The sequence below is a fragment of the Saccharothrix deserti genome (assembly GCF_009769385.1).
GTDB classification, from domain to species: domain Bacteria; phylum Actinomycetota; class Actinomycetes; order Mycobacteriales; family Pseudonocardiaceae; genus Actinosynnema; species Actinosynnema deserti.
This window is the reverse complement of the sequence record NZ_VKAB01000046.1, coordinates 42697-68149: the sequence shown is the minus strand read 5'-3', so window position 1 is coordinate 68149 and position 25453 is coordinate 42697. Positions and strand designations below refer to the sequence as shown.

Annotated in this window: 32 protein-coding genes and 1 pseudogene; 9 read left to right on the top strand and 24 right to left on the bottom strand. The window is 68.0% G+C overall.

The window, feature by feature from the left end:
* Positions 1–123: 123 nt before the first annotated feature.
* Genes FM051_RS42940 through FM051_RS42925 form a run of 4 tightly spaced genes read right to left on the bottom strand, consistent with a single transcriptional unit; the run spans position 124 to position 1932 of the window.
* Complete coding sequence (locus FM051_RS42940; protein ID WP_158852849.1) at positions 124–306, bottom strand: DUF397 domain-containing protein; 183 nt, start codon at positions 304–306, stop codon at positions 124–126.
* Between the two features lie 7 nt (positions 307–313).
* On the bottom strand, positions 314–1186 hold the full coding sequence (locus tag FM051_RS42935; protein WP_158852848.1) for a helix-turn-helix domain-containing protein: 873 nt from the start codon (positions 1184–1186) through the stop codon (positions 314–316).
* A gap of 15 nt (positions 1187–1201) precedes the next feature.
* Positions 1202–1726, bottom strand: a complete 525-nt coding sequence (locus tag FM051_RS42930; RefSeq protein WP_158852847.1) for a DUF6879 family protein — start codon at positions 1724–1726, stop codon at positions 1202–1204.
* Positions 1726–1932, bottom strand: coding sequence for a hypothetical protein (locus FM051_RS42925; protein ID WP_158852846.1), 207 nt, complete (start codon positions 1930–1932; stop codon positions 1726–1728). The genes FM051_RS42930 and FM051_RS42925 overlap by 1 nt, the downstream gene beginning before the upstream one ends.
* 266 nt (positions 1933–2198) lie before the next feature.
* Between FM051_RS42925 and FM051_RS53440 the strand changes: the two genes are divergently transcribed.
* From FM051_RS53440 to FM051_RS42900, 6 genes are all read left to right on the top strand, one after another.
* On the top strand, positions 2199–2333 hold the full coding sequence (locus FM051_RS53440) for a hypothetical protein (protein ID WP_274383874.1): 135 nt from the start codon (positions 2199–2201) through the stop codon (positions 2331–2333).
* Positions 2330–2665, top strand: a complete 336-nt coding sequence (locus FM051_RS42920; protein ID WP_158852845.1) for a hypothetical protein — start codon at positions 2330–2332, stop codon at positions 2663–2665. Before FM051_RS53440 ends, FM051_RS42920 begins: the two co-directional genes overlap by 4 nt.
* Positions 2662–3072, top strand: a complete 411-nt coding sequence (locus tag FM051_RS42915) for a hypothetical protein (RefSeq protein ID WP_158852844.1) — start codon at positions 2662–2664, stop codon at positions 3070–3072. The genes FM051_RS42920 and FM051_RS42915 overlap by 4 nt, the downstream gene beginning before the upstream one ends.
* 444 nt (positions 3073–3516) lie before the next feature.
* A complete protein-coding gene (locus tag FM051_RS42910; protein ID WP_158852843.1) occupies positions 3517–4629 on the top strand; it encodes a radical SAM protein in 1113 nt (370 codons plus the stop codon).
* A gap of 4 nt (positions 4630–4633) precedes the next feature.
* A complete protein-coding gene (locus FM051_RS42905; protein WP_158852842.1) occupies positions 4634–4792 on the top strand; it encodes a hypothetical protein in 159 nt (52 codons plus the stop codon).
* A 100-nt stretch (positions 4793–4892) separates the two neighbouring features.
* Positions 4893–5714 carry a phosphotransferase family protein gene (locus FM051_RS42900; RefSeq protein ID WP_158852841.1) on the top strand — a complete coding sequence of 274 codons (822 nt, stop codon included), beginning with the start codon at positions 4893–4895 and terminating at the stop codon, positions 5712–5714.
* A 99-nt stretch (positions 5715–5813) separates the two neighbouring features.
* Here FM051_RS42900 and FM051_RS42895 read toward each other — a convergent pair whose 3' ends face one another.
* The 9 genes from FM051_RS42895 to FM051_RS42860 form a co-directional block, all read right to left on the bottom strand.
* The gene (locus tag FM051_RS42895; RefSeq protein WP_158852840.1) at positions 5814–6083 is read right to left on the bottom strand and encodes a hypothetical protein; all 270 of its coding nucleotides are present in this window, start codon (positions 6081–6083) and stop codon (positions 5814–5816) included.
* 59 nt (positions 6084–6142) lie between these two features.
* Positions 6143–6268 carry a hypothetical protein gene (locus FM051_RS53435; RefSeq protein ID WP_274383873.1) on the bottom strand — a complete coding sequence of 42 codons (126 nt, stop codon included), beginning with the start codon at positions 6266–6268 and terminating at the stop codon, positions 6143–6145.
* Between the two features lie 5 nt (positions 6269–6273).
* On the bottom strand, positions 6274–6969 hold the full coding sequence (locus tag FM051_RS42890; RefSeq protein ID WP_202919339.1) for a peptidoglycan-binding domain-containing protein: 696 nt from the start codon (positions 6967–6969) through the stop codon (positions 6274–6276).
* Between the two features lie 3 nt (positions 6970–6972).
* Positions 6973–7116, bottom strand: coding sequence for a hypothetical protein (locus tag FM051_RS42885; protein ID WP_158852839.1), 144 nt, complete (start codon positions 7114–7116; stop codon positions 6973–6975).
* Between the two features lie 93 nt (positions 7117–7209).
* Positions 7210–7749 (bottom strand): hypothetical protein, encoded by a 540-nt coding sequence (locus FM051_RS42880; RefSeq protein WP_158852838.1) that lies wholly within the window; start codon positions 7747–7749, stop codon positions 7210–7212.
* A gap of 1 nt (position 7750) precedes the next feature.
* Positions 7751–11005, bottom strand: coding sequence for a hypothetical protein (locus FM051_RS42875; protein WP_158852837.1), 3255 nt, complete (start codon positions 11003–11005; stop codon positions 7751–7753).
* Positions 11002–11871, bottom strand: a complete 870-nt coding sequence (locus FM051_RS42870) for a hypothetical protein (RefSeq protein WP_158852836.1) — start codon at positions 11869–11871, stop codon at positions 11002–11004. The genes FM051_RS42875 and FM051_RS42870 overlap by 4 nt, the downstream gene beginning before the upstream one ends.
* The gene (locus FM051_RS42865; protein WP_158852835.1) at positions 11871–14069 is read right to left on the bottom strand and encodes a phage tail protein; all 2199 of its coding nucleotides are present in this window, start codon (positions 14067–14069) and stop codon (positions 11871–11873) included. The genes FM051_RS42870 and FM051_RS42865 overlap by 1 nt, the downstream gene beginning before the upstream one ends.
* A 215-nt stretch (positions 14070–14284) precedes the next feature.
* Entirely contained in the window at positions 14285–14776 is a 492-nt protein-coding gene (locus FM051_RS42860) for a DUF7426 family protein (RefSeq protein ID WP_420803659.1), read from the bottom strand.
* A gap of 213 nt (positions 14777–14989) precedes the next feature.
* Here FM051_RS42860 and FM051_RS42855 point away from each other — a divergent pair, with 213 nt between their 5' ends.
* The gene (locus tag FM051_RS42855; protein WP_158852833.1) at positions 14990–15910 is read left to right on the top strand and encodes a YaaC family protein; all 921 of its coding nucleotides are present in this window, start codon (positions 14990–14992) and stop codon (positions 15908–15910) included.
* Positions 15911–15925: 15 nt separating this feature from the next.
* Here FM051_RS42855 and FM051_RS42850 read toward each other — a convergent pair.
* The 4 genes and pseudogenes from FM051_RS42850 to FM051_RS42835 all read right to left on the bottom strand — a co-directional run.
* Positions 15926–16357, bottom strand: a pseudogene (locus tag FM051_RS42850) (phage tail tube protein); the annotation flags it as partial.
* Positions 16358–16754: 397 nt separating this feature from the next.
* On the bottom strand, positions 16755–17009 hold the full coding sequence (locus FM051_RS42845; protein WP_158852831.1) for a hypothetical protein: 255 nt from the start codon (positions 17007–17009) through the stop codon (positions 16755–16757).
* Between the two features lie 20 nt (positions 17010–17029).
* Positions 17030–17464, bottom strand: coding sequence for a minor capsid protein (locus FM051_RS42840; protein WP_158852830.1), 435 nt, complete (start codon positions 17462–17464; stop codon positions 17030–17032).
* A complete protein-coding gene (locus FM051_RS42835) occupies positions 17461–17706 on the bottom strand; it encodes a hypothetical protein (RefSeq protein WP_202919338.1) in 246 nt (81 codons plus the stop codon). The genes FM051_RS42840 and FM051_RS42835 overlap by 4 nt, the downstream gene beginning before the upstream one ends.
* A gap of 188 nt (positions 17707–17894) precedes the next feature.
* Here FM051_RS42835 and FM051_RS42830 point away from each other — a divergent pair, with 188 nt between their 5' ends.
* The gene (locus tag FM051_RS42830; RefSeq protein ID WP_158852829.1) at positions 17895–18614 is read left to right on the top strand and encodes a restriction endonuclease; all 720 of its coding nucleotides are present in this window, start codon (positions 17895–17897) and stop codon (positions 18612–18614) included.
* Here FM051_RS42830 and FM051_RS42825 read toward each other — a convergent pair whose 3' ends face one another.
* The 5 genes from FM051_RS42825 to FM051_RS42805 are packed head-to-tail and all read right to left on the bottom strand — an operon-like array spanning position 18615 to position 21151.
* Entirely contained in the window at positions 18615–18947 is a 333-nt protein-coding gene (locus FM051_RS42825; protein WP_158852828.1) for a hypothetical protein, read from the bottom strand. It lies immediately after the preceding gene.
* Between the two features lie 14 nt (positions 18948–18961).
* The gene (locus tag FM051_RS42820) at positions 18962–19369 is read right to left on the bottom strand and encodes a hypothetical protein (RefSeq protein ID WP_158852827.1); all 408 of its coding nucleotides are present in this window, start codon (positions 19367–19369) and stop codon (positions 18962–18964) included.
* Positions 19370–19374: 5 nt separating this feature from the next.
* Entirely contained in the window at positions 19375–19644 is a 270-nt protein-coding gene (locus FM051_RS42815; protein ID WP_158852826.1) for a hypothetical protein, read from the bottom strand.
* Positions 19641–20519, bottom strand: coding sequence for a major capsid protein (locus tag FM051_RS42810; RefSeq protein WP_158852825.1), 879 nt, complete (start codon positions 20517–20519; stop codon positions 19641–19643). Before FM051_RS42810 ends, FM051_RS42815 begins: the two co-directional genes overlap by 4 nt.
* A gap of 2 nt (positions 20520–20521) precedes the next feature.
* Positions 20522–21151, bottom strand: a complete 630-nt coding sequence (locus tag FM051_RS42805) for a hypothetical protein (RefSeq protein ID WP_158852824.1) — start codon at positions 21149–21151, stop codon at positions 20522–20524.
* Positions 21152–21292: 141 nt separating this feature from the next.
* Between FM051_RS42805 and FM051_RS42800 the strand changes: the two genes are divergently transcribed.
* Positions 21293–21481 carry a hypothetical protein gene (locus FM051_RS42800; RefSeq protein WP_158852823.1) on the top strand — a complete coding sequence of 63 codons (189 nt, stop codon included), beginning with the start codon at positions 21293–21295 and terminating at the stop codon, positions 21479–21481.
* Positions 21482–22021: 540 nt separating this feature from the next.
* Here the strand turns inward: FM051_RS42800 and FM051_RS42795 are convergent.
* Both FM051_RS42795 and FM051_RS42790 read right to left on the bottom strand, forming a co-directional pair.
* Entirely contained in the window at positions 22022–23941 is a 1920-nt protein-coding gene (locus FM051_RS42795) for a phage minor capsid protein (RefSeq protein WP_158852822.1), read from the bottom strand.
* Positions 23913–25421: a phage portal protein gene (locus tag FM051_RS42790; RefSeq protein ID WP_202919337.1), complete on the bottom strand. Its 1509-nt coding sequence runs from the start codon at positions 25419–25421 to the stop codon at positions 23913–23915. Before FM051_RS42790 ends, FM051_RS42795 begins: the two co-directional genes overlap by 29 nt.
* Between the last annotated feature and the right edge of the window lie 32 nt (positions 25422–25453).

The window sequence follows — 25453 nt, the reverse complement described above, 5'->3', positions numbered from 1 at the left end:
GGAACCCGCCGGCACCCGGCCGACAACGGGCCACCTCGACCATGCCGAACACCGAAAGGAGGACCCGCAACAGTCACTGGTCACGGTCTCAAGCCAGGCCGTCACCCACACGAAAGATCCGGGCTAGCCGTTGAGCTGGACGCTCCCGAGGAACGCCCCGAACCGTGCAGGCTCGAACCTCAGCATGGGACCGTCCGGCTTCTTGCTGTCGCGAACGGCGACCGCGTCAGCGAAGTGTGCGACTTCGACGCACTGCTCAGGGTTTCCCACGCTGCGGCTCGACTTCCGCCACTGTACGTTTTCCATCGGTTTCCTAGTCTGCGCTGCTGGTGCTTCTGTTGAGGTTATGCCTCTGTGTAATGGCGGTCGAGCACTCGACGAGGATTCGTCGCGCGCCATCACCTTCGACTGCCACAGACCACAACATGTCTGCGAGCTTGTGATATGTGGCCAAGTCCGACGGTGCGTCGGTGTTTATTTCGGTGTCGACGGTCTCGATCAGGACAGTGTTTCCAACGATCCAGAACCCGTTTGTAGGAACGGTGGGAAGGCGGCTGTACGCGGGAATGATGCCGAAGCGCACAGTCGGCAGATTGCAAATCGCGATCAAGCGGTCAATCTGCGCGACCATCGCCTCGGGTGGGCAGACGAAGTACTGCAAAGCCGACTCGGCGATCAGCAACTCTATGTTCTTGGCGCTGTCGTAGAGTGCGTGTTGACGTTCAAGTCGGATACGCACGGCCTCGTCGGTATCGCGGGGTGTTTCCTGAAACTCGGCCGCACTGATGAGCACGTGTCGCGCATACTCTGCCGTCTGTACCAGACCGGGAATGACGATAAGTTCGAAGACGCGGATCGTGGATGCGGCGCCCTCGATCTGTCGGCTGTACTCCTGCCGTCTGCTGTGCCCGGTGCGTAGTTGCCGTTTCCAGGTGCTCGACGCGATACGGATTTCGCGGAGATCGTCCCGCATGCGATGCACTACCGACTCCGGTGCCTCGACGGCATCCAGCCACGTCGAGACATCGGAGTCGGTAGGGTCCTGCTTGCCGTTCTCGATCTTCGACACCTTCGACGGGTGCCAACGGACCTTGCCCGCGAGTTCCTTGCCGGACATGCCGGCTTCCACGCGAAGGCGCCGAAGCTCGTCGGCAAATTCAAGACGGCGCTTGTCGGGCGTGCTCACGGGCTCCTCTTGGGGCTATGGCTTGACGTAGTCCTCGAACGCGACCGCATGTTGCCATGCAACCTCGCGCCATGACCGGTATCGCGCCACCGTAGCGGGGTTCGTGATGATCTCGGCCCCTTCCAAGTCATCCGAGCTGAAGTACAGCACGGCGACCCGCTCGTCGTCGAACAGCCAGAAGTCGTGATCTGGCAGGTTGAGCGCTTCCGCTTCCCCTGCCGCAAGAATGCGGATGTCCTCGCCGGCTTGGATGTTCGCCGGTGTGACCTCCATCTGCCATCGCAGGTACTCGGTCGGGGGCTCGGTCATCAGCCGTACCCGCTCGAACCGCTTGCCCGCGCTGGTCGCTGCTCGAACTTCGTCCAGCCAGGGGCGCAACCAGTCGAGATCAGTCGCGACCTCAACCCCGTCACGCCAGCGTTGCCACGGCTCTTTTTCGTCGGGCTGCCGGTACGTGCCTTGAGCCTCCCAGCGCCAAGCCGAGCGGGAGAAGCGGCGGAACAGCTCGGCGAAGCCTTCGCGGCGGACCAGGTCCGGCATCACGATCCCTGTGGAGCGAAGCCCAACAGTGCCGCCGGGATCTCGACGGCTGTCTCGTGGTCGGGCAGGCCACGCTCGTGCAGCGCTGCCAGCGCTTCCGGATCGGTGACCTTCCAACCCTGCACGACGTAGGTGCCGCGGTCGGTGGCGTACAGGTTGGGGCACGACCCGCTGTTGCTGGTCGTACCGAGGAACGTCAAGCGCATATCCCCTCCTGAACTTGGCGAACTTCGAGCAATCTTCGGCGCAACTCTCGCACACGTCAACGTCTGCGCTGGTCAACTACGCGGCAGGTTGGATCACGGTCGGTAGTTACTTGTACTCCGATCGGCGTAAGTGTGCGCAAGAATTGCTCGGATTGCTTGTGTGAGGCGCGGCGGTTGGGGACAGTGGCACGGCGGGGCCGGTGGTCGTGACCCCCGACCGGTCACCGGTCCCGCACCCCAGCACTGCGAGGGACAGGAGGGTCACAGTGGAGACGACGCCCGGCGAGATCGTCGCCGTAGTGGTGACGGGTCTGTGCGTGCTCGGTCGGCTCGCGTCCCACCTCTACGACTGGTGGGAGTTCGCCCAGTGGGCCAGGTTCGGCGGGCGGGTCGACCGATGAGCGAGCACCCGGTCATCGCGCGCCTGCGGGCTGCGGGGTTTCTCGTACTCCCGAGTTTCGACAGCAACGGGTTCGACTCCGGCCTGCTGTTCGTTCAGCAGCGGCAAGGTCATGTAGCGGTCGTGTGCGCCTACGGCGACGACTACGCACTCAGTGCTCGCCTGCCGATGTCGCGTGATTGGTCGCAGCCGTTCAATCCGACGATTTCGCGGCGTGCCGAGGTCGTGTCGTTCGCCGAGGCGGTTGACGAGTTGCTGCGGCTGGCGCGCACGACGCAGCCAGGCAGCGCGGCCGAGGGCGACCGCGCATCGTTCGAGAACGGTGTCCAGTGAACAGCGCCGACGACGCTCTGCGTGCCCTGGTCGCTCGCGGCTTCCGGATGGCGAACGCGCCCGGCTACACGGTCAACGGTGTGGAAATCCCGTTCACCTTGCTCTACACCTTCGCATGGGAAGCGCCATTTATCGACGTCGTACACGTCCGGGCCGAGGATGACGTCACAGCTATCCGTGCCAACGCGGACGGTGAAAAGTACAGCCTTTTTGACCCCGACAACATCGGGTGGAAAAGCCGTGACGGTGGCGACCTGGTCGAGGTCGTCGCGGACCTGCTTGGCCTTCCCGCTCCCGGTGAACGAGGAGCCCCGACGCGACAGGTTCGAGCCCCGAGCCGTCTAAGCGCGCCGGAAACCGGGCGGTCTCCCCTGCCGCTTCCCTCTGCCCTTTCTATGGTTTCGTAACGAGGTTCCCGTGACTCCCAACCTTCCTTTCCTGTTAACCGGGCTCGGAATCGCACTGCTGATCATTTCAGCGGTCGCGTATTACTACGTGCGCCCGTCCTGCGAGCAGCACAGCGACCGCAACGGCACGCGACCTACGGTTCCAGTGCCACGGCCGTCAAACCGTCCGCCCATCAGACCACGCAACATCCCAAACAAGCGAACCCCTGTCAGCCTCGAATCCGGCCGAGTGTGGTCGGACCTCGACACGCTTGACATGGACGACGGCCTACCCCGGCTCGTCCGTCCCTACGTGATGCACGCCCACGCTCGCCGTGACTCCCTGCGCTCAATCGGGCGCATGGGCGTTCGGTCCAAGACAACCGCGCGACCACCCGTTTTCGCCAAGGCGGCATGAGCACATTTCGGGTGCGCTCGTAGAACGACTAAGAAGGGGAGACGTCGTTGCATACGCTCATCGCTAGTCCGTTCCTCGCGGACTACCTCATCTTGAGGCCGGATCACCGACAGGCGGTGAAGATCGGCCGCGCCAAGTTCGCCGAGTTGCTCGGCCGCGCCGAGGACTCAACAGCGGGCTGCCCGCCCTGGTTAGCTGATGCTGCCCGGCAACGTTGGGGGCTGGACGTCGCCGGCAAGTCGCTCGCCGCGACCGTGCTCGTTCGCTCGCCATCGGCCTACGGGTTCGGCCGCGCTTCCTACGAGCTGAACCTCGGATGCAATTACGACTGTGAACACTGCTACCTCGGCCTGAAACGGTTCGAGGGCCTCGACTGGGACAACCGTGAGCGCCTCTTGCACATCCTTCGTGACGCCGGTGTTCTGTGGTTGCAGCTCACCGGCGGCGAGCCGACGATCGACCGCCTGTTTCCCGACGTCTACACGCTGGCGTGGGACTTCGGGATGATGGTCTCGGTTTCGTCGAACGGCTCGCGCCTGCACGACGCGCGCATTCTGGACATGCTCACCACCCGTCGCCCGTACCGGCTGACGTTGAGTGTCTACGGCGCGACCGAAGACGCGTACGACGGTCTGACCCGGCGCCGAGGGTCGTTCAAGGCGTTCATGCGCGGGTTGAGCGCGGCGCACGAGGCAGGGCTGCCAATCAACCTCAACCTGGTGGTGACCCGGCACAACGAGCACGAGGTCGACGACATGCGTGCGCTCGCCGAGCGCTACAGCGACTCGCACGCGGTGTTCTCGAACATCTCGCCGACGATCTACAGCGGCGCCGAGACCCTGCCGTCGCAGTCGGAGCAGTTTCTACGCGAGCGCAAGCCGTTTACCGGGTGCGGCGCCGGTCACACGCACTTCCACGTTGATCCACACGGCATGGCGAGCATTTGCAAGGTCGGGCGCGACCCGAACGTGTCGCTGATCGGCGAGGGGATCGAGGGACTTCGCAGGCTCGGCGACATCGCCGACTCGCTCATGCTGCGCACCGGCGGGTGTTCGGGCTGCGCGCTGTCGGGACAGTGCTACACCTGCCGCCCGCTCGCCAAGCTCTACCAGGAAGCCAAAGCCCCCCTGACCCGCTACTGCCAGCATGGAAGGAGGTGAACGCATGTCCGTTGTGATGCTCGAACTCACCCAGCGCCCCGCCGACGCGGCACCGGCCGAGTCGGTTGTCGCCGACGATGCGGTGCTGCTCGTCGACGACGTCGAGGAACTCGGCGCCTACGCGCGGTGTAACTGCGCGGCGTCGGATGACAACCCCTACTGAGTGACCGGGTGACGGTGGGCCGGGCGTGGCACACGCTCGGCCCACTTGCCGTATCGCTAGCCTTCCGGCGGTACGACCGCCGTCGCATCCGTGAGGACTCATGCAACAGCGCATCGCTTGGGAAGACCTGTCCGCGACCACCCGCGCCGCCGTCGAGGCGCAGACCGGCCCGGTTCACCGCGCGCGGACGGTGTCCGACGGGCTGAACTCAGCCCTTGCCGCTGTGCTGGATACCGCGGGCGGACGGGTGTTCATCAAGGGCATCCGCACCGATCACCCCAGCGTGGTCACCCAGCAACGCGAGGCAGCGATCAACCCGTACGTGCGACCGCTCGCCCCGGCGGTGCTGTGGCACCTCGACGACGTCGACGGGTGGAACGTACTGGGATTCGAGTACGTCGAGGGACGCGCCGCCGACTATCGCCCCGGTTCGCCCGACTTGCCGCTCGTACTCGACGTCGTCGGCGCTCTCGGCGCGACGACGTGCCCGGACGTGCCCGGCGTCAAGCTCGCGGCCAAGCGTTGGGCTTCCTACGTCGACGACCCCGCCGAGGTCGAGCTGCTCGACGGTGGTGCGCTGCTGCACACCGACTACAACCCCGACAACGTGCTCGTGACATCCGAGGGGGTCGCCCGGCTGATCGACTGGGCTTGGCCTACCCGTGGCGCCGCGTGGATCGACCCGTGTTGCCTGGTCATTCGCATGATGGCAGAGGGGCACACCGCGCAGCAGGCCGAGAGCTGGGCACGGCGGGTGCCAGCGTGGCACACGGCCCCGGCGGGTGCCCTCGACGTGTTCGCGCGAGCCTGCGCCCGCATGTGGCAGGACATCGCCGAGCACGACCCCCAGCCGTGGAAACAGCGCATGGCGGCAGCCGCCCGTGAGTGGGCCGACGCCCGGCTGACGCCGGTCACCACCTGACGCGCTGATCTCGCGTCGCCTTCGTAGACACGGCGTGAATGTCACCTAGAACGCAGCGGCGCCCCCACACCCCGGCGAGGGTGCGGGGGCGCCGTCGTGTCACTCGCTCGGTGGGCGGGTGTCGGGGTAGGTGGGCGGCTTGGCCGAGCCGAGCAGAACCCGCGTCAACCAGTCCGGTAGGCGGGCCTCGACGGAGCGGGCGAGCGGGTAGACGACGCCGACCAGGATCGGCACGACGAGCAGCTCGGCGGCGCCGCCGAGTGCGTCGGTGAGGTAGGGGGGTGTGCCAAGGCTGATCAGCCAGGCGACGAGCGCGGACCACGCGACCGGAACCACGGTGCGCAGCCAGGCGACGAGACGGTCGGACACAGTTTCCTCCACAGTTGGGGACAAGCTTGGGGATAACTCGAACGCGTGTTCGATTCGCGTTAGTCGCGCTCGGCGAGTTCTCGGTCGGCCGCGCGCAGCTCGGCCTCGATCTGGCCGAGGCGGACCCATGCGCGAGCGGCGAGCGCGACGAGCACCAGGGCGAGCGCGGCGGTGAGGGTGCGCACGCTGGTCACCCGCCGAGCAGTCGGCGCCACGTGTTCGGGCCGACGATGCCGTCGACGGTCAGGCCGGCGCGGCTCTGCATGTACTTCACGCGTGCCTCGGTCGCCGGGCCGAAATCGCCGTCGACGGCGAGCCGTGCCAATCCGGGGTACCAGGCGTTGAGGATGCGCTGAACCTCGCGCACGGCGTCGCCGGTGGAGCCGCGGCGGATGGTCGGACGGGCGCCGGGGGTGGGTGTCGGTGCCGGCGCGGGGGTTCCTCCGCCGTTGCCGCCGAGCACCTGCTGCACCCGCTGCGCGGTGAGCGTGCGTGCGGAGTTCCACGAGAGTTCGACGTGCAGGTGGTCGGTGTGCGGGTGGGTGCCGTTGTAGGGGCGCCATCCGGCGTGGGGGTAGCTGCCCGACCAGATCCGGCGGTTGTAGATCACGCACTGCACGCCAAGCTCGGCCGAGAGCGCGACGAGCCGGTCGGCGAGCACCTGCGCCCATCCGGCGCCGACGGGCACGCCGAGGTCGGTCGCGCGTCCCTCGCCGTGCAGGCTGGTCGAGGTGCTGCCGGGGATCACGGCACAGTTGTAGATGCCGAGGTTTCGACCGCCCTGTGCGCTGTAGGCGCCGAGGAACCAGGACATGAGCGCGCGGGCGCCGGGGGTGGCCGAGCCGGTGCAGGAACGCGCCGGTTCGTATCCGGTGTGGATGCCCATCGGTCAGACCTCCGGGTTGGTCGGGGTCGCGTCGATGAACGGTTCGACGTAGTCGGGGTGGATGGGGTCGGTGATTTCCGGTCGCGTCGTGTCGACCGCTGACGGGTCGACGACGTCGCCGGTGTCGGGGTTTTCGGGCATGCTCATTCGGTCCTCTCAGTGGGTCGAAAATCGCGGGCGCGTGCCCGTGTCGAGGGCACGCGGAATCAACCCGGTAATCGAGCTGTGCGGGAATGGGTGTCAGACGTTCAGGGATTCGCCGAGCTGCTGCCGGTAGCGCTGTCGGTCGGCGGCGATGTTCTCGACGTCGGCGAGCACCAGGGCGCGCAGCGCGGCGAGCCCGTCGTCGTCGACAACGCGCGCGTTCGCCTTGATCTGCGCGACCTCGGCGTCGCGTAACCGTCGGGCCTCGGCCCGAAGTCGGTCGATCTCGTCGTCGACCTGGTCGAGGTCGACCTCGACGAGCGCGTGCGGGTGCTCGGCGCCGACCGCGGCTCGACGTCGGTACTCCGCGAACGCTTGCGCCCGCTGTACCTGCGCGATCAGCGGCAGGGACGGCTCGACGTGAGGCGTGCGCGGTGAGGCGCCGCGGTACCCGTGCAGGCGCCAGTCGAGCACGTGCAGCGGGTCGTCAACTCCGTACATCTCCATGTCGGCCGCGACCGCCGAGCGCGGCAGCACGTACAACTCGACTCCCTGCGGCGAGCGCTGCACGATCCGGTAACAGGGACCGAGTCCCTGCTCGTCGGTGATCTCGGCACCGATAACCACGATGTCCACGTCACGCACTCCTGACGATCAGCCAATGAACGTCGATCTCGGCGCCGCGCGACCAGTTGAATTGAAATCCGCGATTGTCCCAGCGGGACACACCCCACGTGACGCCGTCCTGCGGTGCGCCCGTGACGATCGTGCAATGCGGAACCGGTGCGCCGACGGTGACCGTCGCGCCGAAGTCGACACGGAGAGAGAAAGAGCCCGGCCCGACGTGGGTAACGCCGAAACCGAGCATTCGGGTACTCGACATGCCTCGCGGCAGAACACCGTCGATATAAAGCCTGCCGTCGCCGGGTGCGTTCAGTGACGCAGAGGTGTTGACGTCGCCGAACTGCTTCCCGAGGAACCACCCACCGCCCTTGCGCATGATCAGGTCGGTTCGGCCCGACGAGTTGCCGGTCGTCTCGGCCGAGAACGCCCACAAGGTGCCGTCTTCACGGCCGTGCACGGTCGGCTCGAACGCGGGCGAGCCGGACATGCCTTGGAAGTGGATACCGGGGTATGCGCCGTAGGCGTTCGCGGTCACCACGGCACGAACACCACTGGTCCCCGTGCGCAGCGTCCCGGCGATGTCCGCCGCACCGGTGCTAGCTGAGACGTTCACCGTGCGCGTGCTGGCGCTGTTCCACGCCTGTAATCCGCTCGCGTCGAGCTGCACGCGCGGGTTGGTGGCCGAGGTGCGGATCGTGGCGCCGGTGATGGTCTTGCCGTCGATCGCGGTCGCGGTGAGCTTGTCGGCGGTGACTGCGTTCGCCCGGATCGCCGAGGCGGTGACCGAGCCGACGGCGAGCTGATCGGCGGTGATGCTGTTCGCGACGATCTTGTCGCCGTAGATCGGGCGTCCGACCAGGTCGGGCGGCACGAGTGGGCGGGTGCTGATCGTCGCCGAGGTCGACTCGCCCGACGTATTGCCGGACCGGTCGGCCGCGGTGAAGTGGAACCGGCGGCCCTGGTTGTACGGCTGGTCGGTGACCACGAGGGTTCCGGCGCCTTCCAACTGCCCGACCCTGCTCGGCGCACCCGCCGGGGGCGGGTCGACGGTGAGCTGCCCGACGGTGGCGGACGGCCATTCGAGGTAGACCCCGGCGGCGGTGCCGACGAGTTCGGCGTGCTCGGACTCGGTGAGCGTGTCGGTGTGCACGACCGCGCCGTCGACGAGCACCTGCACCGTGCGGCCGAGGACGGACAGGCCGAGGGTGAGCCCGTCGACGGTCCGCCCGGCGGGCAGCGGAATCGGCGTGTTGCGTTTGCTGGTCGCGGCGTCGACGTAGAGCCCGAGGTCGCCCGTGCTGCGGCGGGCGAGCACGTAGACGGCGCGCTCGCCGTAGGGCCAGGTCGCCGCCGGTCCGGGGAGGTATCGGGCGTAGACCCCGGCGCGGTACTGGGTTCCGGGGGAGACGTCGCGGGCGGTGACGGTGTAGTCGGTCGTGCCGGTGTCGCGGGTGGCGAGCAGGTCGGAACCGCCGGTGATGGTCAGCCGCCCGCCAGTCACGGTGTAGGTGTTCGATTCTGCGACGGCGGTGTGCAGCACCGACCACGTGTTCGGGTCGAGCCGGGCGGCGTCGGGCCAGGTTTCCGACCACAGCGTCGACCCGGTGGCCTGCATCCACACGTCGACGTGGGAGAAGTCGCTCGGCATGGTCTCGCCCGCGCTGCCGCGCCCGTCCCACGTGACATGGATCGTGCCGAGCCGGGTCGACAGGTTCGGTGTCGACGGGGTCGGGGGCGCCTCGGCGTCGGCGGCGATGGTGACCGCGTAGGGCGCCGACCACGGGCCGAGTACGCCGGCGCGGGAGATCGCGCGGACCTTGAACGCCCATTCGGTACCGACGTCGTATGGCGAGCTGCTCGCGGAGTTGTCCGGGTGGGTGGTCTCGGTGAGCTTCGACCACGGCAACCCGACGACGTTGGGCCGTTGGTACAGCTCGTATCGGCTGACCTCGATGGCGGTTCCGTCGGTGGCCTTGTCGACGGTGCCCCACGTGGCGGTGATCTGTCCGCGTGCGGCGCCGTCGGAGTCCAGATAGGCCGCGGTGGACACGATCAATCCCTGCGGTGCGGCGGGGTCGCGCGGGTCCGGTCCGTCCGGTGCCGGGCGGGCGCCCGAACCGCCGTCGGTGGTCGACCCTCCGACGATGCCCGCGGTGCGCTTGGCGAGCCTGATCTCGCGTTCGAGGAACCGGTCGTTGAGCACGAGGTTTCCGCCGAGCGTGCCCGTCTGGTCGCGGGTGAGGGTGATCTGCCGGACGCGCAGCGGCACCAGGGCGCCGGTGTCGCCGGGGGCGAGCACGTAGTCGCCGGGCCGGTAGTGGCGGAAGGGCAGCCACTTCGCGGCGGTGAACGCGAGCGCGCGGGTGACCTGCACCCGTTCGCGGCCGGTGCGGTCGAGTTCGGCCTCGGCCAACAGCCGCATGGTTCCCTCGTCGCGCACCCCGCCTTGGGTGATGAACGATTCCCAGCGTCCCCACGGCGCCGGTGCGTTGGGGTTGACCAGTTCTAGCCGCGCCGGACCTTCGCCCTTGACGTAGACGGCCGAGGCGACGTCTTCCAATGTGGCGGTGTCGGGTGCGTCGGTGATGTCGCGGCCGAGGCGTAGGTCGACCGGGTTGTCGCCGGTGGTGAGATCGCGGGCGAGCGTGGCGTCGGCGTTGAACACGCGCAGGGTGCGCCCGTACATGGTCCAGTCGACGACGCCCTGCTCGGCGAGGTTGTCGAGCACGGCGAGTACGTCGATTCCGGGCTCGTAGAAGATCGTGAGCACCTTCGCCCACGGCTGACGCGCGCTGTCGGCGGCCGGTGTGAAGTCGATCGTCACGCCCGGTAGGGCGCCGCGCCCGCGTGCCTCGACGAGCAGCGTCGCGAGGATCGTACCGGCGGTCGCGGACAGGAACGGGCGTTTCCCTTCGGCGTTGTCGTGCGCCGAGGGCCACAACCGGGCTTTGCGTAGCAACCACGAGTAGGCGGGCAGCTCGAACGCGCGGGCGCCGGTCGGGTCGGTGAGGTTGCCCGAGCGTTTGATGCGCAGGAACCGCCCTCCGTCGATCTCCGACCAGGTGCCCGCGTCGGGGTCGTAAGTCTCGACGGCGACCTCGACCGGTGCGGCGAGCAGCTCGGCACCGGGTGCGCCGAGCGCGTAGGACAGCCGCAGCGACGCGACGTCGTCGAGCGGCACGCCGACCTCGACCGACAACGGCGTCGGCAGGATGCCGAGCCGGTCGCCGTTCGGGGCGTGGGCGACGAGCCGCACGTCGAAACTCACAGGTACGACCTCCTTGCCCGCAGCTCGACGAGCGTCGCGTCGGTGGTGTCGGTGCCCTCGACGAGCACCTGCACACCACGGTCGTGGGCCGATGTCACCGACTTCGGCGTGAGCGCCAGGAACCGGAACCCCGAACCGGGTCCGCCGGTGACGATCCGGCCGGCTGCGTTCGCTTCGGTTCCGTCCCACGCGATCGACGCGGCCTCGTGTGCGTCCATCCGTCCGCAGTGGATACGCAGCGCCCGCCCGGCGGGCAGCGTGACCGAATAGGACACCCACCCGCCGGTGACGGTGTCGGTGATCCGCAGCCCGGTCACGGGGCCGGTGATGCGCAGCACGGCGTCGAGCACGGGCGCGCTCGATCCGTCGAGGGTGGTCACGCGCACGGGTGCGCTGAGGGTGGTCGTCGACCAGGTCGACGGCGCGACGTCGCGCCAGAACGCGCCGGGGATGCGCAGCACCACGGCCAGGCGGGCGCGGGCGGCGCCGATCCACACCTGCGGTTCGGAAGCCGCCGTGACCGTCGCCTCGGCCGCGACCTCGGCGGCGCCGGGCGCCGGGGTGTACCGGACGTCGAGCAGCCGGTGCCGCACCCCGAACAGTGCGTAGAGGGCGGCGAGGTTGGCGTCGAGCCCGGCGGCGCCCTGGTCGAGCCCGTCGGGGTCGACGCCGGTCACGCCGAGGGTGAGCCCGATCGTGGTCGCCTCGACATCGGCGCCGACGAGCGGCAGCTCGCCCGGTCGACCGGGCACGGCCACCAACGCGGCACGGGCACCCGGTAGCGGCCGGACCTGTGTCGCTGCAAGGAGTTTCCAGCAGCCGGCGGGGTGATCCAACGGCACGCCGTCGACGGCGTAGGTCGCCACTAGATCACCCCCAGCGCTCCGGCGTACTGCAACGACCGGTTGACCGTGGTCGAGGTCGGTTCGGCCTGCGGGTAGTGGTTGGTCACGTGCACGACCGGCCCGCCGGCGCGGTTCGGGTCGAACGGCGCGAGGCTGCCCGCAAAGTCCGTTCCGGACGGTGCGACCAGTCGCGGCGCCGGAATGACGGTCTTTGGGATGGGCGGCAGCGCGACCATGTCGAGGAACGCCCGATCGACCACGCCGGACATGCGGCCGAGACCGACGACGAGCCCTTCGCCGACGTGCACGCCCGCCTCGGCGGCCAGCCTCGACGGCGAGCGGATGCCGAAGAAGCTGAGTACGGAGTCCCAGGCACCTTCGACCAGGCCGAGCAGCTTGTCGCGGATGGCGCCGGCCATCGACGAAAAGCCGTTGATCAAGCCTCGGAGGATGTTCGCGCCGGTGTCGTACAGGAGCCGACCGAGGTCGCCGAGCGCGTCGAGGATGCGCCCAGGCACGCCGCGTACCCAGTCGACCGCCTCGGACCAGCGGGCCACCACGGCATCCTTGACCTGCACAAACCAGGCACCGACGCGCCCCGGCAGCTCGCCCAGCCATCCGACGGCGTCGAGCACCCACTGCACCGCGGTGCGCACGCCCGAGACGATCGAGTCCCAGTGTTTGATGATCAAGCCGGGCAACGACCAGTTGAGGAACAGGTCGACGAGGAACTCGGCCGCTCCCCGGACCGCGCCGACGATCCAGTCCCAGGCCGCTTGACCAGCCGAAACGAGCCAATCCCAGGCGGCGCCGACGGTCGAGGTGATTGTGTCCCAGTTGGTGACGATCAACGTGACGAGCGTGATCGTGGCGGCGATGATCAGCGCCCAGGGGTTCGCGGCGCTGATCACGTTCAGCACGCGCACGGCCGTCGAGACCACCCCGAACGCCTGCGCAGCCGCGTAGAGCCCGATCGCCAACGGGCCTAGCCAACCGATGTTGGCCGAGAGGAACCCGGCCAGGTTCAACAGGAGCGGACCGGCCATGAGCAGGGCCGAGGTCAGGCTCGAACCGAGCTGCGTCGCCAGTTCCGAGAAGCTCGGCACCAGCGCCACGACCACGGGGGCGAGCTGGCGTAGCGCGGTCAGCAGAACCGATGTCACGACCGACGAGACGGTGCCGAGCAGCTCGCCGAGAGAGGCTAGGGCCTGCTGCCCCTCGAACGATTCGAGGAACTCACGCACCCCGCCCGTGACGCGCAGCAGCGTGTCGACCAGCGACGCGCCCCCGGTGTCCAGCGCTCCGAACACGCTGCGCGCGATGGCGAACAAGTTGCCGAGCACCTGGCCCAACTCGCCCAGCGTCGACAGCCCCGACGAGATCCACTCGCGTAGCTGCCCGCTCTCGCGTGCCGCGCTCACGAACTCGGCCGCGCGCTGTGCGGCGTCGCCGAACCCACCCGACAGGTTCGGGAGGAACTCCGAGCCGACGGCGACCAGGTCGAGCAGGATCGACACCAGCGCCGGAACCGCCGAGGTCGCCGCGCCGATCGACGCCCGGACCTGCCCGAAAATGCCGCTGACGGTCTGCACCTGCTGCGACTGCGCCAGGAACCCGGCGGTACCGCGCGCGGCGACGTTGAACTCGCCCGCCACTCCGGACAACCCGGTTTTCAGCACCGGCAGGTACCCGGCGCCCAGCTTGCGCACCTCGTCGGCGACCCCGGCGAACAACGCGTCTTGCGTGGCCTGCTGAACGCCCTTCCACGCGGGCGCGAGATCCCGCACGGCGAGCGCGGTCTCACGCGCCGCCGGGGAGAGCTTTTCGAGGCTCTCGGCGAACTTCGCCGGGTCGTCGATCGCGGCGAGCGCGTCACCGAACCCGGCCATACCGACCTTGGCCGCGACCATGCCGACCGCCACGGCCGCGCCGATCGCGGGCAGCAGCGCCAGGGCGCCGCCCATCGCGGCGACGATCCGCACGACACCTTGCGCGGCCGACGCGGCGCCCGCCACGTTGGTGATCGACATCGCCAGGCGCAGGAACGACGCGCCCGCCTTGCTACCCGCCGAGTCGACGCGGTCGGCGAGGTCTTTCAAGTCGCGCGCGGAATCCCGAGCGATCCGGGAGAGCGCGGCACGCGCGTCGCCGAGCCCGCGGCGCCACGCCGACGTGTCGACGCGCAGGTACCCGACCAACTCGCCGATGGTCAGCGCCACGGGGGACCACCCCCCGGCGTGCTGGTCGGGCGCCGATCAGTGGCGCGGCCGGTGCCGTTCGGGAGGGGCCAGGGCGCGGGCGAGACGGGACTCGCACGAGAGCAACCCGACGATGCGGGTACGCAGCCAGCGCCACGACCGGGCGCGCAGAATGCCCGACTCGACGTCGACGCCGTAAACCTCGTGCAGGTCAGCCTCGACGAGCTGCCAGCGTTCTAGGACTTCCGTCCACGTGTGGCCTTCGCCGTCGCCTTCGGCGCTGCCTTGCGGGTGCGGGTCGTACCACTCGCGGAGTCCGGTTGCCGGGTCGATCGGGCCGCCCGACGGCTCGCCCGATTCCCGGCCAACGCTTCCGGGGAGCCGGCCGCGTTCCAATACGCCTCGGCCGTCTCGCGCGACATCGCGGCGTCGAGCCACGCCGTGACACCGGCGATCTTCAACGCCGGCCACGGCACCCGGTCGGCGACCATCTCGTCGTACGCGGCGCCGAGCGCGTCGCGGTAGAGGTCGACCTCGGCGGCGTCGTCGAGCACGATGCCGTCGAGCGACCCGCCGTTCTCGGCGGCGTCGGCGACCTGCGCGGCGACCTCGGCGAGCCGTTGCAGCTTCAGACCCGTCTCGGCGTCGACCGGGGGCACGGTGTAGACCTTGCCCCAGATCGGAAGCGCGAGCCCAGCATCGAGAACTTCTGATAGGTCACGAAACATGTGCGACCCTCCAATAATGAATCACATGTGGATGCCGACTCGAAGTCACTGACTGGCTAATCGGACTTCGTATGACAAGATGGCGGGATGATGACACCTGGCTCGCCGATCGGATTTATGGCCAGTAGGGCTCCCACCTGGGGCTCCTTGGCGCGGGCGCCGCTAGATGCCGTTTGGAGGCAAATCAGAAGCCTGCGGCATAGCCCTCCAGGATTGGCCGTCGAAGGTGAAAGACGAAAAGTCTTCAGCGCTTCCCTGGAGCAGGCGGAACAGTTGTTCGCCGCAGCATCTAGGGTTGATTGGGCTAGTCGGCCCATTCTGCTCTTCTATGGACTCAGTCAGGCGGGCCGTGCTATCGCTGCGGCGGCAAACTCCCTCAACGACGACGATTCCCGGCTCGCTGGACACGGCATAAAGCAGGTCAACCTCGACGATCGTCCTGACTTGTCCGCCCTTGAAGTCATGGATACCCGAAAAGGAAGCTTTGTAACGCTCGCGCGAGCTTTGAATTCCTCGACGGTCCCAGATGGAACCACGCTTGGGGAGATATGGCAGACCATACCCGAGTTGGCTCAGCATCCGCTCGAAAAATCTGCTCCGGGGTACCCGCCGTTGTTGCTTGAACTATTCACCCCGAGCGCGGGCGATGAGGTGATCTACGGTGCCATTCGTTCGAAAGTGCTGCCTGCTCTGCTGGAGAACACGGAGGAAGGGGTCGTGTCCTTCCTTGGCCACTATCCGACTTTGCGGGACTCGCTAAAGCCGGATAACGGTATCGGGAGTGTGAACCGGGCGCATGAGGGCATGGCTTTGACAAGAGCGTGGAGTATGCCTCAAGACGTCAAAGCGCTTAAGCGCAGGATCACAAACCCGTATCTGGACAGGAATGACCTATGGGTGTTCCCGGCTGTGGTAGGCAACGGTCGTCCGCTGCATCCGCTAATTTCCTGGTGGGCGGTACTCTTTGCGCTGTCCATGCTGGCCCGCTACGAACCGTCGAGTTGGGTTAGTCACCTAACAGTCGACGAAAGTGCCGACGCCACTCGGCTGGAATTCGCGCAAGATATCGCCTTGGACGTTTGTCCACGTCTTATACTTAATGCGATTGAGACTGTTGCGGGCGGTGTGGAGTAGTCGGGCGATTATCGGTTAGGTGTTCGTTGCATCCTGCTGTACCGATGGATTGGGAATCTCGACCGGAGCGCCCTGCCCGTTCAACGTGAAGTTGAACGGTTCGAGGTCAGTCACGGCGCCGCCCTTGGTGAACCCCGACACGGTCGCGGTCCCTTCGTAGGCGTCGGGGGAACCGTCGCGCCGGTACCAGCGCACGCGGATGTTGGCGGAGAACCCCACCACGCGCCCGGCCTTGCGAATGGACTCCTGTCCGGGGTCGGGGGTGAACGCCTGCGCATCGGTGCGCTTGCGCTTGCCCTCGGCCTCGATCGACCACGTGCGCTGTGTGACGACCGTGGAACCCCAGCCGTCGGAGTCGAAATCGCCGTCGTCCTCGGTGTTGTCGTCGGTGGTTTCGGTGAAGCTGGTCAATCCGTTGACGCGCGTCCACTGGGGGAGTGGCGGCGCCTGTTGCGCGGGTGTCCACCTCCAATGCCCAGTCTTTTGCTAGGAGTGACCTGAGTGCCATCATTACCTCTCATTTTTGCTTGGCAGACGCGATGGCAGGGAATGACTGAAGTCGGAGTTCTTTTCTGATCTGCGCCAGAGCCTTTTCGTGCTGTTCGGTAACCTGTCGCTCCATGAGTTGACGATTTGCTACCGGCATCACTTCTTTTGCGACGAGGTCGAAGAACCAATCGAGTCGCAGGCCATGTAGTCCTGTTGCGAGGTTGACCAGTTCTTCGGAGCCGTATATTTCGACGAGGATGACAGCCTTTTCGAGCGCAGCGTCTGCCTCTAGGAAACCCTCATGGCCCCAGTCGTCTGGGGCGGTGTGGAGTGAAGCCAGTCTCGCGCCCTTCTGTCAAGCATCGGATGCCTGCAACAGATTCACGTAAATATCCGTCTTGCGGTCTAGCCAGTATTTGTCGAAGTCGTGCTCTTGTGCCTTTTGGTCCTTCTCGACTTCACGCTGCCACCGCAGGTCTTCTCGTTCCTTTTCCCGCTTCCATCGGATGTCTTCACGCCGTGCGTTGATAAGTTGTCCTGCAATGACGCCTGCAAGGCCAATAATCCCGACGACGATCGGTACCCAGATAGGCACTTGTCCGCTCTGCATGACGCGAACTTAATGCATCCCTAAGTTCGATGTCGTGTCGGATGATGGGCTGTGAGTTGGTAGGTGTCGGCGTGTTCGTAACGGCCCGACCGGTCGCGGCTGAGCGGCACGGACGCGGCGCGTTGCGCGAGGTGGACCAGGGCGCCGCCGAGGTCGAGGTGAGTCGCGCCGTGCAGCTCGTCGAACACGGCGTCGAGCAGGTCGAGCGCCGGGCGCGGGTCGGGTCCGGCTGACCGGGCGCGTACCTGTAGACCGAGCACGCTGTCGGCCTGGTCGACGTCGTCGGCGAGCGGGTACGGGGTGAGCACGAGCACGCTCGGCGGCGCGGCGGGCACGATGCCGACAACGATGCCGACCTCGTCGTCGCGGTAGACCCCGGTCGGCCGATAGAGCGCGACCCCGGCGTCGGCGAGGTAGACGGCGAGCCCGTGCACAAGGGTCGACGTCCAGCTCATGACCCGAGCGCTTTCCTGATCTGCGCCTGTAGCAGCCGGGCGACGACGTCGCGTTCGGACGCGAGCGCAGACTCTAGGAACTTCGGCCCGCCGGTGCGGTGGTGGTAGTCGAGTTCCTCGTGCTGCCTTGCGGCGTAAGGGGTGTCGTATGAGACGGCGGCGGTGAGCGAGTCGGCATCGTGGCTTGCGGTCGCGCTGTCGCGCAGTGCCGCCGTGTCCAGCGGTGCCCGGTCGACCGACATCCCGCGCACGTGCTCGGCACCCAAACCGAGCCCACGCGCGGCACCCCGGCGGGCGGCCTGGTCGGCCTGGTCGCCGTCCCACTCGATGCGGATTGCCCCATTGCCGGTGATTTCGACCGCTATGTCACACCTCCCGGTATGTTGTCACGTGCGTGCTGTACTGGGGTCGGATGAATGGAGCTTGCGTCATGGGCGGGGCCGACGATTCGCAGGAATTGCCACTGCTCCACCTTGAGCCACCTTTGACTGCATGGCCAACTCCGGAAGAGTTCGAGAAGTATGTCTATCGTCTGGTGAAACTACTGGGGCGCGATCTGAGAAACCTGAGAGTGGAGCACCTCGAAAAAATCGAAGGGTATGACGGTTCGTACATCTTCGACGTGACTGCCCGATTCACCGGATTCGGACATCTTGACTTCGTGTGTCTATTCGAGTGTAAGCGCCATAAGAGACCGGTTGAACGTGGTGACATGATGGAGCTTCACGGAAAGAAAGAGTCTGTGGGGGCGCAAAAGGCGATCATGGTCTCGACGGCCGGGTTTCAAAGCGGCGCGATCGAGTTTGCTCGAAAGCATGGAATTGCTTCTGTTCAGATAGTCGATCAAGTCGTGCGGTATTTGACTAATTCGGCGAACCCGCCCAGTCCTGGACGGCTCCTAAAGCCCGTCAGGGGGCGATATGCTACTTGGCTTCATCACGGCCGCGAAGGTGGCACGGGCATAGATGTGGCGGAGTTGCATCCCGATCTTATTCGGCAAACTCTAGGACTTCCGATTCCTGCCGGGACGATAGTTCATGAAGACCCTTGCCGGGGGTGTGGGGAAGTGGCGTACCTTGTCGGGAGGCGGTTCCACGTCAATCGGCGCGACGGCGTGGTGCCTATTGACGAGCTTGACGACAGTCATTGATTACGTCAGCGACAGTTCAACATGTGACCAGCTCGATGGATGGTCGAACAGATTGGTGGTGATCACGAGGGCGATGCGCTGTTGCGGAGTGCCTGCCCAGACGGTGACCAGCGAGCCGACCGGGATGTGTTCACTCGGGCGAGTGCGCACGGTGGTCTCGCTGACGACTTCCTCGCCGCTGGTTGAGCGGACGAGTCGGCGCCGGTCCTCGACGAACGTGCGCCGGATGACGACCGGGTCGCCGTGTATGTCGCCGTAGGGTCCGGTGCCGAGGTAGGGCCGTACGGTGATCGTGTGCGGGAGCAGCACGGCGGGTATTTGCACGGGGTTCACCTCCCCTGGTGCGGTCACGGCTTGCCGAGCAGTCCCCAGTGGTCGGGCGAGAGTGGCGAGTGCGCGAGCAGTCCGGCGGTTGCCAGGATGCGCACGGCGCCCGGCGGTATCTCCGGGGCCGAGGCGGTCTCGGCGCGCTTGAGTCGCAGGGTGCCGAGCTGCGCCTCGGTGAACTGTCCGCCGGCGCCGGTCGGGTCGCCGGTCTCGTGCCACCACTCGACGACGACGCACGTTGCCCGGCGCAGCGCGTCGCGGGTCTGCTCGTCGGCCGGGTAGCCCTGCGCGTCGGTGTCGTAGATGGCGGTGATGAGCAGGGAGTCGACCAGTTCGGACGCGCGGCCGAGCAGTCGGGGCGAGTCGTCGTCGACCACGTGTTCACCGGCGTAGGCGGCGAGTTCGGCCGTGGTGGCGTAGACGCGCACGGCGGCTACCTCTCGTCGTCCTCGTCGTCGAACAGCCGGGCCAGGTCGTCACGCGAGAGGCTCTCGGCGTCGGCGCGGGAGTAGCCGCGGCCGATCGCGAACTCGACCCACTCGGCTTTACGCGCGCCCTTCACCGGCCGCGCCGGGGTGACGGTCTCGGCGGTCTCGAACGGTTCCCACACGTCCGGCAGGGAGGCGAGCCGCTCGGCCATCCACGAACCCGGTTCGGGCTCGTGCACCTCGCCGGTGCGGGTGTTGCGGTAGGCCACCATCACGCGCCCGCCTTGCGCCTGATCAACACGGCGCGCTTGGGGTCGAGCGTCTTGACGCCCATGAGGCAGTCAATGCTGACGATGTCCTGCTTCTTGGCCATGTCGTAGCCGTAGATCACCCGCAGCCCGAACCCCTTGTAGTTCACGATCGCGCCCTGTCCGGCGCCGATGCCTCGGGGCAGCGGCAGCGTCCGGGTTGCCAGCGCGAACGCCTCGCGCCGGAAAGCGACGCTGACGTCGTCCTTGATGTTCTGCGACATTACGTTGTTGAACCCGCGCTTGCGGCCGATGCTCGCCTCACGCAGCGCGGTTCCGTCGTCGCCGACCTGGTCGGCCTGGCTGAACAGCGGGTCGGCCTGGAGCAGCTCCGTTAGCGCGGTGCTCTCGACCGCGCGCCGATCGGCCATCGGCACGTTGGCGTCGTTGAGCACGCGCCCGGCGCGCAGCAGCACGTTGGACACGTTCGCGGCGGCGGGGTCGTACTCGACGGCCTGCGTGATGTCGGCGCGCAGCCCGAGCACGAGCCGGTCGGCGTACTGCGAGATCGCCTCCATTGCCGGCTGTAGGAACTGCTCGGAGAAGTCCGAGATGCGCAGCGACCAGTCCTCGGAGGTGACCGCGAACGACACGTCGGGGATCTTGTCGAGCGTGAGCGTGGCCGAGGTCTCCCGCGCTTCCTGCAAGACGATTCCGGTCTGCCGGTTGAACTCGTTCACCTGGAACACGGCGGGCTTGCGGATGGTGATGGTGTCGCCGCTGTTGCCGGTGAAGTCGCCTTCGTAGTCGCGGTGTACGAGCGAGGCCATGACGGTCTGTTCGTACAGCGTGGCGATTGCCTCGCGGGCGATCACGTCGACGGTCAGGAGCTGGTTGGGCATGGTCAGCTACGCCCCTTCCTGGTGCGCTTGATGTAGTCCTCGACCGACAGCGAGCCGAGGTCGTCGGAACCGGTCGGTGAACCGCCGGTGATCTGTCCGCCGCTGCGCGGAGCGGCGGCGGGCGCGGTGGCGAGGCGTGGGTTTGCCTGCACGGTCGCGGTGATGGCGGCGGCGACCTTGTCGGCGAAGTCGGCGGCCGAGGGGTCGAGGTCGGCGACGCGCTTGCGGAAGCTCGCCGAGTCGAGCAGCGCGTCGGGGTCGGCGCCCACGGTGGGCGCGGAGCGGTACACGGCCAGGTCGACCGCACGCTCGCGTGCCTCGCGCTGTGCTGCGGTGAGCTGCTCTGTGACCTGCTCGACGGTCGGTGCCTCGCCCGCCTTGCCGAGGCCGAGCGCGGCGGCGATCTTGTCGACGATGCCCTGCTGCGCACCCTCGAATCGGTCGCGCCACCCGGCGACCTCGGCGCGCAGGGCCTCGACGTCGGGCGAGCCCTGCTCGCCTCGCTGCTGCTCGCCGGTCGGGCCGCTGTCCTGGTCGCCCGGCGGTGCCGGGTTGTCCTGTGGGTTCGGTGGTGCCGGTGGGATACCGGTCGGGTCGCCCGTAGGCGGTGAGGCGGGCACGGGTGCGGACATGGGCGGACCTCCTAGGCCAGCGATCACGAGAAGCGCCCGACAGACGTCGAGAGCGCGCGAAAGAAGTCGTCTCGGTTCTGGACAACTTCCGGCGGAGTGCCGTAAAGTTGTCGCCAACAGAGACGACTTAAGGGGTGTCAGATGGGCGAGCTGTTCACCGACATGGATCTGTTCGGCGCCGAACAGGGCGACCTGTTCGAGGGGGACGTCGACACGGTCGACGCACCTGCGACCGTCGAGCCGGTCGCCACGGTCGAGGACGTCATGCCCGCCACGTGGGAACTGATTCCGATGGAGACGATCACCGGGCAGGGGGTGCTCGGCGCGTGACCGCGCGCTACCTCGACATGGCGGGTTTGGGCCGGGCTCTGCGGAGCCCGGTCTCTCGTCATGCGGTCGTCAAGTGGCGTGAACGGCACCCGGCAGGCTCCGCACACCCGTTCCCCGAACCCGACGTCACGATCGGCTCATACGAAGTCGACCCCAACACGGGCAAGCTCGTCGACGACGAGGGAGGCGTACCCGGTTGGCTGCCCGAGCGTCTACCCGAGATCGAGGCTTGGCGTGCGGGTCTACCGGGACGGACCGGGCGACCTCGAAAAGATCAACCTGAGTAGTCGACCGGAGGCGCCGGGGTGAGTCCCCGGTCGGCGGCGTAGGCGGCTTGTCCGTCCTGGTAGCCGAGACGCCACACACGGGCCAGGAGTAGGGCGGGGCGGTCGCGTTGCCGGGCTGCCGCCTGCTCGGCTGGTGTCCGTGGCCCCAACCACACGGGTACGTGCGGCGGGGCGTAGGGATTGGGCATGGGAGGTTGGAGCGCGTAGCCGGCGGCATAGCCCTCGGCGCGTGCGGTGCGCGCTTGCTCGGCTGTTACCGGAGCCACGACTCACCCCCTGTGCGGAACCGTTGTCCGTTACCACCATTGAGAAGTTGGTCGGCGAACTGGTCGAAGGTCAGCCTACCGTTGATGTCCCACCACTCTTTGAGTTCGTCGGACGCCCACCGACGGGCATAGGTCTCGTTCTGCCGCCACAGGTTCCGAGGGTCGATGCCCTTGCGCTGTCCCTCGGCGGTGAGCAGGTAGCCGTTCGTCGCGTCCTCGGCGGCGAAGTAGTCGCGTTCGAGCGCGTCGGCGTAAGCGGCGCGGGCGAGTTCGTCGAAACCACGACCGCGGTACCCCTCGGCGCGTAGGCGCTGGATCACCTCGTCACGGCGCAAACGCTCGATGTCCTTGTCGAACACCTCGGCGTAAGCCTGTTCGTAGTCCCAGCCTTCGGCGACGAGTCGGTCGACCTCGGCCCACTGCTCGGCGTTCGGGTCGTCGTCCTCGGTGGCGTCCTGGTCCTGCGCGGTGTCCTGCTCGGCCTCGGCCTGGCGGCGATCCATCTCGGCGAGCACCGCCTCGACCGCTGCGTCGTTGTCAGCGACCTCGGCGAGCCGCTCGTCGAGTTCCTCGTCGGTCAAGGCGGTGAGGTCGACCGCGGCCTCGGCGGCGAGCCGCTCGCGCTCGGCCTGCTCGGCGGCGAGACGTTCACGGTCGCGTCGGGCGACTTGTTCGACGGCGACGGCGTCGAGTCGGGTCTGCTCGGCGGTGCCCTCGGCGAGCTGCTCGGCGAGCGCGGCGCGGCGGCGCCGGGCGGCCGAGAGGGTGCCGTGCCCGAGGTTGAGCTGCTCGCGGTAGCGCTTGCGGTTGAGCCCGGTCGCGTCGACGTGCTCGCGGATCTCGGCCTGTAGCTCCCGGATGCGTTGCCCTGCCCGGCGCCGTCCGGCGGTGTCGAGCGCCCCGGCTTCCTTCCGCTTCTCCATGCGCACCTTGCGCTCCAGCTCGCGAAGGTGCTCGCGTTCGTCCTCGGCGGCCTGGTCGTGCTCGACCGGCTTGTCGAGCCGGGTCACACCGGGGATGAACGGTAGGAAGGTGTGCCGACAGTTCGGGTGCATCAATCCTGCGGCACGGGCCTCGTCGACGGTTCCGGCGACGTCGACCGTCATCGGCTTGCCGGTGAGTTCGTTCTCGACGGTGCGTTCACCCGCGCTGCCGGTGCGGGCGAGGATGCGCCCTTGCCATACCGAGCACAGCGCGCACCCGTCGGTGGTGTTCGAGATGGTGACCAGTTCGACGCCCAACTCGTCGAGGCGGGCGAGGTGTCCCTCGTTCCACGCTCGGGCGGTCGCGGTCCTGGTCGCCATCTCGACGTAGCTCGCGAGGTTCCACGCGCGGCCGGACCGGTCGACGAACCCGGTCACCCCGTCGGCGACCAGCCGATCCCACGCGGCGCGCTGCGCCGAGCGCGTCGTGCCGGTGCCGAGCAGTTGCGCGGGCGCGGCGGCGGCAACCGCGACTTGGTAGGCGTCCTGTCCCCAACGCAGAACACGCAGGTACAGCGCGTCGAGCCGACTGGTGAGGTCGGCGGCGAGCAGCGCGGCGGCGTCCATGCCGGGGATGACGTCCCGCAGCGCGACGAGCTGCGGCTCGTCGAGCGCGCCGAGGTCGGCGAGCTGGGCAAGCGCGGCGCCGCTACCCGCCTGCCACGCGGCGAGCACGGCCTCGGCCGCGCTGGTGTCGACCTCGGCGCGTAGCTGGGTGAGCATCCGCTCGACGGCGAGCCGCACCTCGCGCACGGCGGCGGCCTTCTGCGCCGCCCACTCGGGAACCTCGGCGCCGGCGTTGGCGCGGCGGGCGATGTCGGCGAGCAGTCGCGCCTCGGCTTGGGTGAACACGGCGAGGATGTCGCGGGCGAGCTGCTCGACAACCTCGGCCGGATCACTGCCCGGTGCGGGCTCCCACACCATCGCGCGCGCCCCCGTCCTGGTTGCCTCGCCAGGTGGCGGGGTTGGGCACGCTGCGGCCGGTCTCGGCATGGATGGCGGCGACCTCGGCGTCGACTTGGTCGTCGTCCCACTCGGGGTGGACCATGCGCACCCGGACCTCGGTCGAGGCGGCCTCGGCGGCGAGCAGCGCTTGCGCGGTGTGGGCGAGCTCGGCCGGGTCCGGTTGGGCCTGGTCGCCGAAGTTCACGGCCGGTTCGGCGCCGAGCACGCCGGGAGTGCCGAACACGTGCGCGTCGACGTCCAACAGGGTGCCGGTGATCGCGGCGAGCGCGGCCGACCAGTAACGCGACTTTTTGTCGCGGGTGGTCTCCGAGGACAGCCGGCGGTCGACGACCTCGGTCGCGGTGACGCCGGTCGCAGCGCCGTCGGTCTCGCCGAAGCTCGACGGTGAGTACCCGGCGGCGCGCAACACGTCGTGCGTGATCTGCTCGACGGTCTCGCGGTGCTCGCGCACCCTGATCGCGAACTGCGAGGCGGTGATCGGCGGCGCGCCGTCCCCGCGGCCGGTAAGCATGTTCAGCTCGTGGAAGACCTCTTGATCGTCGTCGAACGTCGCGCCCTGTCCGGGGCCGTTCGGTTGCAGGTAGCCGGTCGGTACGAGTAGCCGGGCCTTGGCGAGCCTGACGTCGCGCATCCACGACGAGTACGTCTCGTCGAGCGCGTCGAGCAGCGGCTCGACCCCGTCGAAGTCACTGCGCCCCAACGGACGCAGCGCGGGCACCGGGCGCCACTGCCGTGACGGCCGGATGTTCGGCGCGTAGGCCGCGGTGAGCCGACGGGTGCCGGTGCCGATCGCGCCGTCGGCGTCGACCAGCTCGGCGGCCCATGCGGTCGACGGGTGCTCGGTGAGCGGGATCGCGCGGCCGAGTTCGTCGTCGCTGCCCTCGTGCAGGGTGTGCACGATGCGTCCGGGCTCGTGGCGTTCGAGGTGGCGCAGCACGGTCGGGCCGTCGGCGGTGACGGTCTGCCAGAACGTGACCGCCGCTAGCTGCTTCCACCGCCATTCCGGCACGGCGGCGTCGGCGTCGACCGGGTCGAGCATCGGGTGCGAGCGCACGTCGGCATCCCAGACCACCCGCAGGTAGACCCCGCCGAGTGCGGCGGCGACCTCGGCGGCCTCCAGTAGCGAGCTGTGCACATCCGGGGTGTTGAGGATCTGGTCGAGCCGGGCCTGCGCCGAGTCGTTCTCGACGGTGATCCGGGGAGGCTCGGCGAACAGCAGATCGGCCGAGGCGGTCGCGATGTCCGAGGCGAGCGGCACGTGCAACCGGGTCCGCTGCTGCCCCCGAGGGGAGACCGGGCGCCCCCAGAAGAACCGCGACACCGCGCCGACCAGCCCGCCCCGGTACTGACCGGGGCGGGTGTGCACGACCGGCCCGGACCCGTATAGGGCGGCGAGCTGCTCGGGGCTGCCGGTGTACCAGGCATCCCACTCGCGCATTTTCGCCGCTGCGCGATCGAAGGGTTTCGGCG